Origin of the sequence: Buttiauxella ferragutiae (genome assembly GCF_022637515.1) — a bacterium.
In the GTDB taxonomy this organism is placed as follows: Bacteria; Pseudomonadota; Gammaproteobacteria; order Enterobacterales; family Enterobacteriaceae; genus Buttiauxella; species Buttiauxella ferragutiae.
The window spans coordinates 3,819,582-3,833,398 of record NZ_CP093332.1 but is presented as its reverse complement, the minus strand read 5'-3'; the positions used below and the strand labels follow the sequence as shown (position 1 = coordinate 3,833,398).

The following is a 13,817-nucleotide window of genomic DNA, read 5'->3' as shown; positions in this document are numbered from 1 at the left end:
CTCTTAAACCAGGCCACAAACGGTCAGCAGCACATCGATAATCTTGATGCCAATAAACGGCACAATTAAACCGCCCAGACCGTAAATCCACAGATTGCGACGCAACATGGCTGCGGCACTCAGCGGTTTGTAGCTCACCCCGCGCAAGGCCAGTGGAATCAGGAAGATGATGATCAATGCGTTAAAAATCACCGCGCTCAAAATCGCCGAAGCCGGGGAGTGCAGGTGCATCACGTTCAGCGCGTTGAGCTGCGGATAAGTGGCGGCAAACGCCGCAGGAATAATCGCGAAGTATTTCGCCACGTCGTTGGCAATACTGAAGGTGGTCAGCGAACCACGGGTCATCAGCATCTGTTTACCGATATGTACCACTTCAATCAATTTGGTGGGGTTGGAGTCTAAATCCACCATGTTGCCCGCTTCTTTTGCTGCCTGGGTACCCGAGTTCATGGCAACCGCGACATCCGCTTGCGCCAGCGCTGGCGCATCGTTGGTGCCATCACCTGTCATTGCTACTAAACGGCCTTCAGCCTGATACTGGCGAATCAACGCCAGTTTGGCTTCCGGTGTCGCTTCGGAAAGAAAATCATCAACCCCTGCTTCGGCGGCAATCGCGGCGGCGGTCAGACGGTTATCACCGGTAATCATCACGGTTTTGATGCCCATCTGGCGTAACTGCGCAAAACGCTCTTTAATGCCGCCTTTGACGATGTCTTTCAGCGCAATCACACCGAGCACGTTCGCACCTTCCGCCACCACCAGCGGTGTGCCGCCGGTGCGGGCAACGCCTTCCACCAGCGTATCCACCTGCGGCGGGAAGTGGCCGCCGTTGGCTTCAACGTGGCGACGAATGGCGTCCACCGAACCTTTGCGAATCATGCGATCCTGGATGTTGATCCCACTCATGCGGGTTTGTGCGGTAAACGGCACAAAGGTGGCATGCAGGTTTTGCACATCGCGTTCGCGCAGGTTAAAGCGCTGTTTTGCCAGCACCACAATACTGCGGCCTTCAGGTGTTTCGTCAGCCAGTGACGAAAGCTGCGCGGCATCCGCCAGCGTTTTTTCATCTATGCCTGGTGCAGGCAGGAAATCAGAAGCCTGACGGTTACCCAGCGTGATGGTGCCGGTTTTATCCAGCAGCAGCACGTCAACATCGCCCGCCGCTTCAACAGCACGCCCGCTGGTGGCAATCACATTCGCACCTAACATGCGGCTCATTCCGGCAACACCAATCGCCGACAACAGCCCGCCGATGGTGGTTGGTATCAAACACACCAGCAGAGCAATCAGCACGGTAACGCTAACCGCGACACCACCATATTGCGAGAACGGCCACAACGTGGCAGTTGCCAGTAAAAAGACGATTGTCAGTGCCACCAGTAAAATCGTCAGTGCAATTTCGTTTGGTGTTTTACGGCGTTGCGCGCTTTCGACCATCGCAATCATGCGGTCGAGGAAGGTTTCGCCTGGGTTCACGCTGCACTGAATCACCAGCCAGTCGGAAAGAATGCGCGTGCCACCGGTGACCGAAGCGAAGTCGCCGCCAGACTCACGAATAACCGGCGCGGATTCACCGGTAATCGCGCTTTCATCCACCGATGCACCACCTTCTAACACCTCGCCATCGCAAGGAATAATATCGCCCGCTTCAACCAGCACGATGTCGCCTTTGCGTAAGTCGGCGGCAGGGACGTTGTCCATCGGTGCGTCATGTTGCGGCGCACGCAATTTACGCGCCCAACTGGTTTTCTTCACCCCTTTCAGGCTGTTGGCTTGCGCTTTACTGCGGCCTTCTGCCAGCGCTTCGGCAAAGTTGGCAAACAGCACGGTAAACCACAACCAGACACTGATGGCGGCAGTAAACGACGCTTCGCCCTGAACTTTCCCGGCGAACATGGCAATCGCCAGAACGGTGGTCATCACGCTGCCGACCCAAACGATAAACATCACCGGGTTACGCCACTGCACCTGCGGCGTGAGTTTTTTAAAGGAATCAATTAACGCCTGACGAATCAGCGATGGTTCAAATAGCGCCTGTTGCTTGCGACTCATGGATGCCTCTTAATCACAAATTCACAAAGGAAAGGTGTTCCGCAACCGGGCCTAATGCGAGGGCGGGAATAAAGGTTAATGCGCCGACTAACAACACAGTGCCAATCAGCAACCCGATAAACAGCGGGCCGTGAGTCGGTAGGGTGCCGATACCTGCGGATTGCGATTTTTTGGTGACCAGCGAACCGGCAATCGCCATCACCGGCACAATCACCGCGAAGCGACCGAACCACATGCACACCGCCAGAAGAACGTTCCAGAATGGGGTGTTAGCACTTAAACCGGCAAACGCGCTGCCGTTGTTATTGGCAGCGGACGAAACCGCATACAGCACTTCGCTAAAACCGTGAATGCCTGGGTTGAACATGCCGGCGCGGCCTGCGTCGGTCATCATCGCCAGCGCGGTACCGAGCAGCACCAGAGTCGGCGTTACCAGAATCGCCATCGCGGTCATTTTCATCTCTGCGACGTCGATCTTTTTACCGAGATATTCCGGGGTGCGGCCAATCATCAACCCGGCGATAAACACCGTCAGCAACACGAACAACAACATGCCGTACAGCCCAGAGCCGACGCCGCCGAACACCACTTCACCAATCTGCATCAGCCACATTGGGATCATGCCGCCTAACGCCGTGAAGGAGTCGTGCATGGCGTTGACCGCCCCGCAAGACGCGGCAGTGGTAATCACCGAAAACAGGCTACTGGCCAGAATGCCAAAGCGGCTCTCTTTGCCTTCCATATTGAAATTACTGTCAGCGCCGAGCTGCATGAAATGCGGGTTACCGTTGGTTTCGGCCCACATAACCACCACAACGCAGATAACAAAAATTACCGCCATTGCCCATAAAATGGCGCGTCCCTGACGACGGTCACCTACCGCTTCACCAAACGCAAAACAGAGTGCCGCCGGGATCAAGAAGATCGCCAGCATCTGTACAAAGTTGGTCAGCGCCGTGGGGTTCTCGAACGGGTGTGAGGAATTAGCATTAAAGAAACCACCGCCATTGGTGCCAAGCATCTTGATCGCTTCTTGCGAGGCCACCGGGCCCATAGGCAAGACATGCTGCACACCTTCAAGTGAGGTAAATGGCTGATACGCGGCAACGTTCTGCAAGGTTCCCTGGCCAACAAAGAACAGCGCAATCAACAGTGAAATCGGCAGCAAGATATACAGCGTGATGCGGGTTAAATCGGCCCACGCGTTGCCTAATGTGCTGGCGCTCTGGCGTGAAAAAGCGCGGATCAGCGCAAACACTACGGCAATCCCCGTTGCGGCTGACAAAAAGTTTTGCACCGTCAGGCCGACCATCTGGCTGAAATAGCTCAGCGTGGTTTCACCGCTGTAAGACTGCCAGTTGGTATTGGAAACAAAACTCACTGCCGTATTCAGCGCCAGATGCCAGGAAAGGCCAGGCAACTGCTGCGGGTTGAGCGGCAGGTTGCCTTGTGTCATCAGAATGACAAACAGCGCCAGCAAACCTAACGCGTTAAACGCCAGAATTGCGCCCAGGTAATGCTTCCAGCTCATTTCGCGGGTGGCATCACTGCCGAGAAGTTTCCAGAACAGCGAATCCACTTTCCCGACAACGGGCAACGGTTCGCCTTCAATTAAGCGAGCCAAAACACTACCTAACGGTTTGGCTAACGCGAAAAGCACCAGCAGGAAACTGGCAATTAATAAAAATCCGGACGCGGCCATCAGAATGCCTCCGCATTAATCAGCGCATAAATCAGATATCCCAACAGCAAAAACACCAGCACCACACCTGCGATTACGCCTGCACTCACAATCCACCTCCAGTCCTATAAGGAATTGGAGTGATTTTGAAACTCTGGATGCAAAGATGTCGTAAAAGTCTGGGGGTGGAGTGTAAAAAAAGTATAAAAATGACAAAAGCCATTAATTAACTAATGGTTAGTATTTATTTAACTATTTTGTAACTTAATTACGCCGATGAATGTAAATTAATGGCAAAAAGTGTCATTGAGTGGTCGGATGAGTAGTAAACTTTCAAACAATGCGATACTATTTTCGCCAGATAACAAGTTCCAATTTCCCGGCGTTAGATGCCGGTCACAAAAAAGGGAGAAGCCTATGACTCTATATAAAGACTATCCAATGCATCAGGTCATCCTGCGTCGCACATTTGTTGTTGTAGCAGGCGTCCTGGCTCTGCCGGTCATGTTGTTCTGGAAAGATCGTTCCCGTTTCTACAGCTACCTGCATCGCGTCTGGTCTAAAACCAGTGAAAAACCGGTTTGGATGGCGCAGGCTGAAGCGGCTGCCGCTGATTTTTACTGAGATAAAACTGCTTATAGTTAAAAAAAGCACCGCACGATTAAATCGGCGGTGCTTTTTTTTGGGCTGGATGGTTTTTATATTTATTGAACAGTGTTTGTCATTTTTTTTATAGAGTTGTGAGGTTTTTGTATTATTTATATAATAAATGAAATATATAAAATCACATCTAAAATTTATGCCGGATAAGTTTTATCTGTTTATTATTGCATATGCCCTTTTTTGTTAGGATAATTATTTCGATAAGTATATTTTGATGTCTCAAAAAAATATGCTTAAAAAGGGATAGGGGACATTGCCCAATGCAGATGCGGTGCGTGCGGAAGAAATGGTGAACTATTTTCCACTGAATGCGCGAGCCTCCAGCAGTGAAACCCGTTCCGATCATGCCACGCCATTTACCATCAGCTACGAATTATCCCCCGCGCCGAGGAATGAGCAGCACACGCTCCTTGTGAATGACCTGCGCGAACAAGATCGCATTGCCATTGTGACCTATTCTGGCTCTTCAGAAGTGCTTTTAGCGTCCACTTCCGGAGCTGATAAAAAAACCATTCTTAATGCGCTTGATAGCCTTGATGCGGGTGGTTCAACCAACGGTGGCGCGGGCTTGAAAATGGCTTATCAACAGGCCGAAAAAGGGTTTATCAAAGGAGGTGTTAACCGTATTTTATTAGCCACCGATGGGGATTTTAACGTCGGAATTGACGATCCTAAAGACATTGAAGCCATAGTAAAAAAAGAGCGTGAATCTGGCGTGACGCTTTCCACTCTTGGTGTAGGCGACGATAATTTTAATGATGCGATGATGGTGAAAATTGCGGATGTGGGTAATGGAAATTACAGTTACCTCGATTCATTATCCGAAGCGCAGAAAGTATTGAATAATGAAATGCGTCAGACATTCGTTACCGTAGAAAAAGATGTTAAAGCGCAGATCGAATTTAATCCGAATAATGTTATTGAGTATCGCAAAATAGGCTATGAAAAACGTCAACTGCGTGATGAAGATTTTAATAACGATGCGGTAGATGCCGGTGATATAGGTGCCGGTAAACATGTCACGGTATTATTTGAACTCACGCTGGCAGGCCAAAAACAATCTGTTGATAGCCTGCGTTATGCTAAAAAAACAGCCACGACTGAGGGGAGTAAAACCAACGAATTACTCTGGGTTAAGCTGCGTTATAAACAGCCGCAAGGAGAGACTAGCCAACTGATCAATTTGCCGGTGAAACGCAGTGGTAACACGTCCTTTAACACAGCCTCAGTGTTGTAGGGGGGATAAGCGATAGCGCCATCCACCATTTTCGCCTGTTGTTGCAGATAAAAGTGTCGGATGACGCTGCGCTTATCCGACCTGGGAAGAGGTTTGTCATCAGTCTGAAGCCTTGCAGATGCTCCATCCTGAATCGCCACTTGATGGCGGTTTTTTTATGCGTGAAGATAGGCTCAATAAACTACGTGAGGGCAGCAGCATGTTGATTTGGCAAGATTTGCATCATTCAGAACTGAGCGTCACCGATCTCTACACTCTTTTGGCATTACGCAACGAAGTGTTTATTGTCGAGCAAAACTGCCCTTATCAGGACATTGATGGCGACGATTTGCTGGGCGAAAACCGCCATATTCTCGGCTGGCAGGACGGTAAGCTGGTGGCTTATGCGCGCATTCTGAAAAGCGACAGCGAATTTGAACCGGTGGTGATTGGTCGTGTGATTATCGACAAAAGCGTGCGTGGCGAAAAACTGGGCTATCAATTGATGGAGCAAGCGATGGCCTCTTGCCAGCAATTCTGGCCGGAAACTACTGTGTATTTAGGCGCGCAGGCGCATCTGCAAGCGTTCTATGCTCACTTTGGTTTTTCCCCGGTTACGGATGTGTATGACGAAGATGGTATCCCACACCTTGGGATGGCGAATCGCTAAAAGCATTCATCTTGTCTATAGTTAGCGGACGAGTTTTTTTTATAAACGGAGAACAGTGATGCAACCGTATGAATCTCGTCTTGATGATGATTTATCTCTGCTGAGCGAAACGTTAGAAGAAGTGCTGCGTTCCTCAGGTGACCCCGCTGACCAAAAGTACATTGAACTGAAAGAACGCGCTGAAAAGGCACTAAGTGATGTCAAAGCGCGCGTCAGTAATGCGTCAGATAATTATTATTATCGTGCCAAAAAAGCTGTTTATCGTGCCGATGATTATGTTCATGACAAACCGTGGCAAGGCATTGGTGTCGGCGCGGCAGCTGGTTTAGTGTTGGGGCTATTGCTAGCCAGACGCTAGGGCTATTCCGGCACATAGATACGTTGTGTGCCGGTTAAAGAAAATCTTACCTATTGGGTGGGATTTTTTTTTGCCGCCATGACCACGTATAATCAAGGGTTTTCAGGGAAGGTGAGGTAAACGTGAATTCAGTTGTCGTCGCGCTGCAACAGTTACAACTTGCATTGAACGCAGAATTTGCGGATGCGCCAGGACTACAGCAAATATCGTTTGCCGTAACCTTGAGTGATGCCTCAGATGCTCTCGCATGGTTGACTACTCAACGGCTTTATCCTCAATTCTACTGGCAACAGCGTAATGGCGATGACGAAATTGCCGCACTTGGCCTGGTACACCAGTTCAACACATTAGAAGCGGCGAGAGAGTTTCTTGATGATTATGCCGGTCAGCCCGCTATTCGTATCGCTGGCGTCAATGCGTTCGACCCCGCGACCAGTTTTTTATTTCTCCCAAGACTCGAATGGCGACGCACGGGTGGCGATGCGCAGCTTCATCTCCATCTGTATAGCGAAACATCCTTAAAGGAAGACGCGCGCGCCGCGCAGGCTTTCCTTGAACAACTCCTGCCAGCCAAACAATTACCGCTACAGCACCTGAATTGTGTGGGCGAGCAACATATTCCGCCACAGAGTGAATGGCTGAAACTTATCGATCTCGCGACAAGCGCTATTGAACAGCATGAACTCGACAAAGTGGTGCTGGCTAGAGCCACCGATCTGCAATTTACTACGGCGGTTTCTGCGGCGGGTTTTATGGCGGCCAGCCGTCGGGTCAACCTGAATTGCTATCATTTTCTTATGGTGTTTGACGCCAGCAATGCGTTCCTCGGCTCAAGCCCGGAGCGCTTATGGCGGCGCATCGACACGGCATTACGCACTGAAGCATTAGCCGGAACGGTGGCGAATCACCCTGATGATCACCGGGCCTGGTCGTTGGGGCAGTGGTTGCTAAAAGATGATAAAAACCAACGTGAAAATATGTTGGTTGTTGAAGACATCTGCCAGCGTTTGCATAAAACGGTGGGAACGATCGACGTACTGCCGCCGCAAATTGTGCGCCTGCGAAAAGTGCAGCATTTACGTCGCTGCATTTGGACTGTTCTGGCGCAACCGGACGACGCCGCCTGCCTGACGATGCTGCAACCGACTGCCGCTGTTGCAGGCTTACCGCGAGATGTGGCGCGAGATTTCATCGACAAAAATGAACCATTCGAGCGCGAATGGTACGCGGGGTCAGCGGGGTATTTGTCACAACGTCAGTCTGAGTTCTGCGTTGCCTTGCGCTCGGCAAAAGTCACTAATCATATTGTCCGTCTGTATGCCGGAGCTGGCATTGTTGCGGGTTCTGACGCGGCAGAAGAATGGCAAGAAATAGAAAATAAAGCCGCCGGGTTGCGAACATTGCTGACGAAAACGATGTTCTAAATACTATTACCGACCCATATCAAAATAACTATTCCATCTATAATTATAATGAGTCAGCAAAATTGACTCAGGACTTAATCATGTCGATAAGCTCGTTTAACCGCCGTTGGGCTACGGTAATTCTTGAAGCGCTAACTCGTCACGGAGTCCGCCATGTGTGCGTGGCACCGGGTTCGCGTTCTACTCCGCTGACCCTTGGCGCGGCTGAAAATAGGGCTTTTATTTGTCATACGCACTTTGACGAACGTGGTTTAGGCCATCTGGCACTTGGCCTGGCAAAAGCCAGCCAGGCTCCTGTCGCTATCATCGTCACCTCCGGAACGGCTGTCGCCAACCTCTATCCGGCGATTATTGAAGCCGGTTTGACGGGTGAAAAACTGGTGGTTTTGACCGCCGATCGTCCACCTGAACTTATTGATTGCGGTGCTAATCAGGCGATTCGCCAGCCCGGAATTTTTAGCTCCCATCCGACTCAAGCGATTAATTTGCCACGGCCCACGCAGGATATTCCCGCGCGCTGGCTGGTTTCGACCATTGATAACGCGATGGGGCAATTGGTGGGCGGAGCAGTTCATATCAATTGTCCGTTTGCCGAGCCACTATACGGTGAGCTTGATGAAACCGGTATCAACTGGCAACAGGCGCTTGGCGACTGGTGGCAAAGTGATAAACCCTGGCTGCGCATGGCCGCGGCTCAGGAAGTGATGAAACAGCGCGACTGGTTCTTCTGGCGGCAAAAACGTGGCGTGGTGGTGGCCGGGCGTTTGAATGCCGATGAAGGCAAACAGGTGGCCTTATGGGCGAAAACATTGGGTTGGCCGCTGATTAGCGATGTTTTATCGCAAACCGGGCAGCCGCTGCCTTGTGCGGATTTATGGCTGAGCAACAGTCAGGCCGTCACCGAGCTTGCCGAAGCGCAAATTATTATCCAGTTTGGCAGCAGCTTGACCGGTAAACGTGTCCTGCAATGGCAGGCTACCTGCGAGCCGGAAGAGTATTGGCTGGTAGATAACTTACCCAACCGGCTTGATCCGGCGAATCATCGCGGTCGCCGAATATCTTGCGATATCGCGCAATGGCTGGAGCTTCATCCGGCTGAAAAGCGCCTCGCATGGGACGAGAAATTAACCACCCTGGCAAAACTCGCGCAGCAGACGGTGAAAAAGGGCACAGCTGAATTTGGCGAGGCGCAAATCGCCGCGCGTTTGCCTGAACTATTGCCGGAAGCCGGGCAGCTATTTGTTGGCAACAGCCTGGTGGTGCGGCTGGTGGACGCCTTTGCCCAACTTCCTGCCAGTTATCCGGTCTACAGCAACCGTGGCGCAAGTGGTATCGATGGCCTGCTCTCGACTGCCGCCGGTGTGCAACGTGCCACAGCCCGCTCAACGCTGGCGATCGTCGGCGATCTCTCTGCGCTCTATGATCTCAATTCTCTGGCGCTACTACGCCAGGTTTCCGCGCCGTTTGTTTTGCTGATCGTGAATAATAATGGCGGGCAAATATTCTCGTTATTGCCAACGCCTGCGGCCGAACGTGAACGCTTCTACTGCATGCCGCAGAACGTTAATTTTGCCCACGCGGCGGCGATGTTTAACCTTAGCTATCACAACCCGACAAGCTGGGACGAATTGCAGGATGCGGTTAACCGCGCCTGGCACAGCCCGCAAACTACCATCATTGAAGCGACCGTGCCCGAAACGGATGGCGCGCAAACCTTGCAGAATCTACTGGCGCAGGTTAGCCAGGCATGACCCTGCATACGGTTTATCGCGAAGGGCGTGATGCGACCTTGCCGTGTCTTGTCTGGCTGCACGGTTTCTTAGGTTGCCAGCGTGAGTGGGAAGCGGTGAGCGAGAACTTTATCGACTGGCCGCAACTGCGAATTGATTTGCCCGGTCACGGGAAATCGGCCGATATCACGGTGAACGACTTTCATCAGGTTGACCAACTGCTGCGAAAAACGCTTCTTAGTTACAACATCCTAAAATACTGGCTTATTGGCTATTCCCTTGGCGGACGTGTGGCGATGGTCCATGCTTGCCAGGGGGATAATCCCGGCTTATGTGGGCTGGTTGTCGAAGGGGGCCATCCGGGCCTTGAGGATGAAAATGCCCGCCTGGAAAGGCAAACCAACGACCATCTTTGGGGGCAACGTTTGTGCAATGAACCGCTCAAAGAGGTACTTAACGACTGGTATCAACAAGCAGTTTTTCAGTCGCTTAACGACCCACAGCGCTCAGCACTTGTCATGCTGCGTAGCCAGAATAACGGTGCAAGTCTTGCGGCAATGCTTGAGGCAACATCGCTCGGCAAGCAACCCGATTTACGCGCGGCGCTCAAACAACTGCCGCAGCCTTTTTACTACCTGTGTGGTGAGCGGGATGAAAAATTCCGCACCGTGGCAAACAGCTTAGGCCAGGCACCGCATCTTATTACTGCCGCAGGCCACAACGCGCATCGGGAAAATCCCGCCGCTTTTAGCGCCTGTCTGCTCAACTTATTACGAAAACCTGGCGAGGAAACACCATGATTTATCCAGATGAACAAATGCTCTATGCCCCGATTGAATGGCAGGATTGCTCGGAAGGTTACAGCGATATTCGTTACCACAAATCGGCTGACGGCATCGCCAAAATCACCATCAACCGCCCTGAAGTGCGCAACGCATTCCGCCCGTTGACCGTCAAAGAGATGATTAATGCGCTGGCCGATGCACGTTATGACGACAACATCGGTACCATCATCCTGACTGGCGAAGGTGAAAAAGCCTTCTGCGCAGGCGGCGACCAAAAAGTCCGTGGTGATTACGGCGGCTATCAGGATGCCAGTGGTACTCATCATCTGAACGTGCTGGATTTCCAGCGCCAGATCCGTACTTGTCCAAAACCAGTTGTCGCGATGGTCGCGGGTTATTCCATCGGTGGCGGCCACGTGCTGCACATGATGTGTGACCTGACTATTGCCGCTGAAAACGCGGTATTCGGCCAGACAGGCCCGAAAGTTGGCTCGTTCGACGGCGGTTGGGGTGCTTCTTATATGGCGCGTATCGTCGGTCAGAAAAAAGCCCGTGAAATCTGGTTCCTGTGCCGCCAGTACGATGCCAAAGAAGCACTGGATATGGGGCTGGTGAACACCGTGGTACCGAATGCCGAACTGGAAAAAGAGACCGTGCGCTGGTGCCGTGAAATGCTGCAAAACAGCCCAATGGCGCTGCGTTGTCTGAAAGCCGCGCTGAACGCTGACTGCGATGGTCAGGCAGGTCTGCAAGAACTGGCGGGTAACGCCACCATGCTGTTCTACATGACTGAAGAAGGTCAGGAAGGCCGCAACGCGTTTAACCAAAAACGCCAGCCGGACTTCAGCAAATTTAAACGGAACCCGTAATGCGTCGCGTCGAACTGTGGCGCTTTCAGGTGCCGATGGATGCGGGAGTGGTGCTGCGCGAGCGGCGCCTGAAAACACGCGACGGGCTGCTGGTGCGCCTGACGGAAGGCGACAAACAAGGCTTTGGCGAAATTTCGCCATTGCCGGGTTTTAGCGCTGAAACCGTCGACGAAGCGCAAAGCGTGGCGCTGGCCTGGCTGCAAGCGTGGCAAGCGGGCGGTGAGACTGAATTGCCCGAAATGCCCTCTGTGGCCTTTGGCCTGAGCTGCGCGCTGGCAGAAATCAGCGGTGAATTGCCACAAGCGGCAGATTACCGCGCAGCACCGCTGTGTACCGGCGACCCGGATGAACTGTTTGAGATGTTAGCCGCCATCCCTGGCGAAAAAATCGCCAAGGTGAAAGTGGGCTTGTACGAAGCCGTGCGCGACGGCATGGTGGTTAATCTGCTACTGGAAGCGATGCCTGACTTGCGTCTGCGCCTTGATGCCAACCGTGGATGGACGCCGCTTAAAGCGCAGCAGTTCGCCAAATACGTCAACCCGGACTTCCGCCCGCGTATTGCGTTTATTGAAGAACCGTGCAAAACCCGCGAGCAATCCCGTGAGTTTGCCCGTGAAACGGGGATCGCCATCGCGTGGGATGAAAGTCTGCGCGAGCCTGACTTTGCGTTTGCCGCCGAACCTGGCTTAACGGCGCTGGTTATCAAGCCCACGCTCACCGGCAGCCTGGCAAAAGTTCGCCAGCAGGTCGAACAGGCTCATGCCCTGGGATTGACTGCGGTGATCAGTTCGTCGATTGAATCAAGCCTCGGGCTGACTCAACTGGCGCGCATTGCCGCGTGGTTAACACCACAAACGCTACCGGGTTTAGATACCTTGTCATTAATGCAGGCACAATTGGTGCGTGAATGGCCAAACAGCCCGTTACCGTGCTGGTCTCTGGAATCTCTTGAGCGAGTGCTATGAGTTTTAAAGAATGATTTTCGAAGATTTTCCCTGGCAACATTGGGCACAAAAACGCGGCAGCGAAGCCGCGTTAACTCTGGGCAATGAAACTCTCAACTGGTGCGAGCTAGGCCAGCGTGTTGATGCGCTGGCTGGCGGCTTTCATCAGCAAGGTGTGCAAGAGGGACAGGGCGTTGCATTGCGTTCCAAAAACAGCCCGGAAATGCTGTTAGCGTTTCTGGCGTTACTGCAATGTGGCGCGCGCGTTCTGCCGCTCAATCCGCAGTTGCCCAACGCGTTGCTCGAACAGTTACTGCCTGACCTGACGATCAGCCATGCGGTGAGTTTTGACGCTGCGCAATTCGTGGTCGACATAAACCCGTTAACGATGAACGAAGGCGAATGCTACCAGGCTGACTGGCAGCCGTCGCGCTTCGCATCAATGACGCTGACCTCGGGTTCAACCGGTTTGCCCAAAGCCGCCGTTCATACCGCAGACGCGCATCTTGCCAGTGCTGCCGGTGTGCTGGCGGTGATGGACTATACAGCGCGGGATAGCTGGTTGCTGTCGCTACCGTTGTTCCATGTTTCAGGGCAGGGGATTTTCTGGCGCTGGTTACTGGCCGGTGGCTGCCTGGTAGTGCGTGACTTACATCCGTTGAACGAGGCATTGCAGGGTTGTACTCATGCCTCGCTAGTGCCAACACAACTCTGGCGTTTGCTGGAACAATCGCCACCGCAGGCGCTGCGTGAGGTGTTGCTGGGTGGTGCCGCCATTCCCGTGGAACTAACGCAAGCTGCTTTAGCCAAAGGTATCAACTGCTGGTGTGGTTATGGTTTGACGGAGCTGGCCTCGACGGTATGTGCGAAACGCGCTGACGGGTTGCCCGACGTGGGCGAAGCGCTACCTGGGCGCGAAGTGAAAATAGTCGATGAAGAAGTGTGGATCCGCGCCAACAGCCTGGCTTCAGGTTACTGGAAAGGGGGCGCAGTGCTGCCGCTGGTGAATGCCGATGGCTGGTTTGCTACTCGCGATCGCGGCAGGTTAAATGAGCATCGCCTGACTCTTATTGGCCGCCTCGACAATCTGTTTTTCAGCGGCGGCGAAGGGATACAGCCTGAAGAAGTGGAAAGCATTATTGCGCAGCACCCGGCGGTGAAGCAGGCATTTGTGGTGCCTATTGATGACGTGGAATTTGGTCAGCGCCCGGTTGCCGTGGTGGACGCCGCAGACGATTTTGATTTGTCGCTGCTGACGGAATGGTTACAGGGAAAAGTGGCGCGTTTTCAGCAGCCAGTGCGTTGGTTGCGTTTGCCTGATGAACTTAAGCAGGGCGGGATTAAGATTTCGCGGGTGCAATTAAAATTATGGGTGAAGCGAGTGGCTAAAATTTAATTTCAGCCACTCGCTTTCATGTCGGGGGC

At 52.6% G+C, this 13,817-nt stretch carries 12 protein-coding genes and 1 pseudogene; 10 read left to right on the top strand and 3 right to left on the bottom strand.

Going from position 1 to position 13,817, the window contains the following annotated elements; translation table 11 throughout:
* Nucleotides 1-3 precede the first annotated feature (3 nt).
* From kdpB to kdpF, 3 genes are read right to left on the bottom strand one after another with little or no spacing between them, the layout of a single operon-like run.
* The gene (gene kdpB / locus MNO13_RS17685) at nt 4-2,052 is read right to left on the bottom strand and encodes a potassium-transporting ATPase subunit KdpB (RefSeq protein WP_064548632.1); all 2,049 of its coding nucleotides are present in this window, start codon (nt 2,050-2,052) and stop codon (nt 4-6) included.
* 13 nt (nt 2,053-2,065) lie between these two features.
* Nucleotides 2,066-3,754, bottom strand: coding sequence for a potassium-transporting ATPase subunit KdpA (kdpA, locus tag MNO13_RS17680; protein WP_064548630.1), 1,689 nt, complete (start codon nt 3,752-3,754; stop codon nt 2,066-2,068).
* The gene (kdpF, locus tag MNO13_RS17675) at nt 3,754-3,843 is read right to left on the bottom strand and encodes a K(+)-transporting ATPase subunit F (RefSeq protein WP_064548628.1); all 90 of its coding nucleotides are present in this window, start codon (nt 3,841-3,843) and stop codon (nt 3,754-3,756) included. Before kdpF ends, kdpA begins: the two co-directional genes overlap by 1 nt.
* 307 nt (nt 3,844-4,150) lie before the next feature.
* On the opposite strand from kdpF, the gene MNO13_RS17670 reads away from it, so the two are divergent.
* The 10 genes and pseudogenes from MNO13_RS17670 to menE all read left to right on the top strand — a co-directional run bounded on the left by MNO13_RS17670 (nt 4,151) and on the right by menE (nt 13,788).
* The gene (locus MNO13_RS17670; RefSeq protein ID WP_064548626.1) at nt 4,151-4,357 is read left to right on the top strand and encodes a YbfA family protein; all 207 of its coding nucleotides are present in this window, start codon (nt 4,151-4,153) and stop codon (nt 4,355-4,357) included.
* A gap of 286 nt (nt 4,358-4,643) precedes the next feature.
* A pseudogene (locus MNO13_RS17665) lies at nt 4,644-5,588 on the top strand (YfbK domain-containing protein); the annotation flags it as partial.
* A gap of 244 nt (nt 5,589-5,832) precedes the next feature.
* Entirely contained in the window at nt 5,833-6,282 is a 450-nt protein-coding gene (locus tag MNO13_RS17660) for a GNAT family N-acetyltransferase (RefSeq protein WP_241940079.1), read from the top strand.
* 58 nt (nt 6,283-6,340) lie between these two features.
* Entirely contained in the window at nt 6,341-6,640 is a 300-nt protein-coding gene (elaB, locus tag MNO13_RS17655) for a stress response protein ElaB (RefSeq protein WP_064548622.1), read from the top strand.
* A gap of 122 nt (nt 6,641-6,762) precedes the next feature.
* Nucleotides 6,763-8,064 (top strand): isochorismate synthase MenF, encoded by a 1,302-nt coding sequence (menF, locus tag MNO13_RS17650; protein ID WP_121814101.1) that lies wholly within the window; start codon nt 6,763-6,765, stop codon nt 8,062-8,064.
* A gap of 80 nt (nt 8,065-8,144) precedes the next feature.
* On the top strand, nt 8,145-9,815 hold the full coding sequence (gene menD / locus MNO13_RS17645) for a 2-succinyl-5-enolpyruvyl-6-hydroxy-3-cyclohexene-1-carboxylic-acid synthase (protein ID WP_241939080.1): 1,671 nt from the start codon (nt 8,145-8,147) through the stop codon (nt 9,813-9,815).
* Nucleotides 9,812-10,594: a 2-succinyl-6-hydroxy-2,4-cyclohexadiene-1-carboxylate synthase gene (gene menH, locus MNO13_RS17640; RefSeq protein WP_241939079.1), complete on the top strand. Its 783-nt coding sequence runs from the start codon at nt 9,812-9,814 to the stop codon at nt 10,592-10,594. The genes menD and menH overlap by 4 nt, the downstream gene beginning before the upstream one ends.
* The gene (gene menB / locus MNO13_RS17635) at nt 10,591-11,448 is read left to right on the top strand and encodes a 1,4-dihydroxy-2-naphthoyl-CoA synthase (RefSeq protein WP_064548614.1); all 858 of its coding nucleotides are present in this window, start codon (nt 10,591-10,593) and stop codon (nt 11,446-11,448) included. The genes menH and menB overlap by 4 nt, the downstream gene beginning before the upstream one ends.
* Nucleotides 11,448-12,413 carry an o-succinylbenzoate synthase gene (menC, locus tag MNO13_RS17630; RefSeq protein WP_241939078.1) on the top strand — a complete coding sequence of 322 codons (966 nt, stop codon included), beginning with the start codon at nt 11,448-11,450 and terminating at the stop codon, nt 12,411-12,413. The genes menB and menC overlap by 1 nt, the downstream gene beginning before the upstream one ends.
* Nucleotides 12,414-12,423: 10 nt before the next feature.
* Nucleotides 12,424-13,788, top strand: a complete 1,365-nt coding sequence (gene menE / locus MNO13_RS17625; protein WP_064548610.1) for an o-succinylbenzoate--CoA ligase — start codon at nt 12,424-12,426, stop codon at nt 13,786-13,788.
* Nucleotides 13,789-13,817 lie beyond the last annotated feature (29 nt).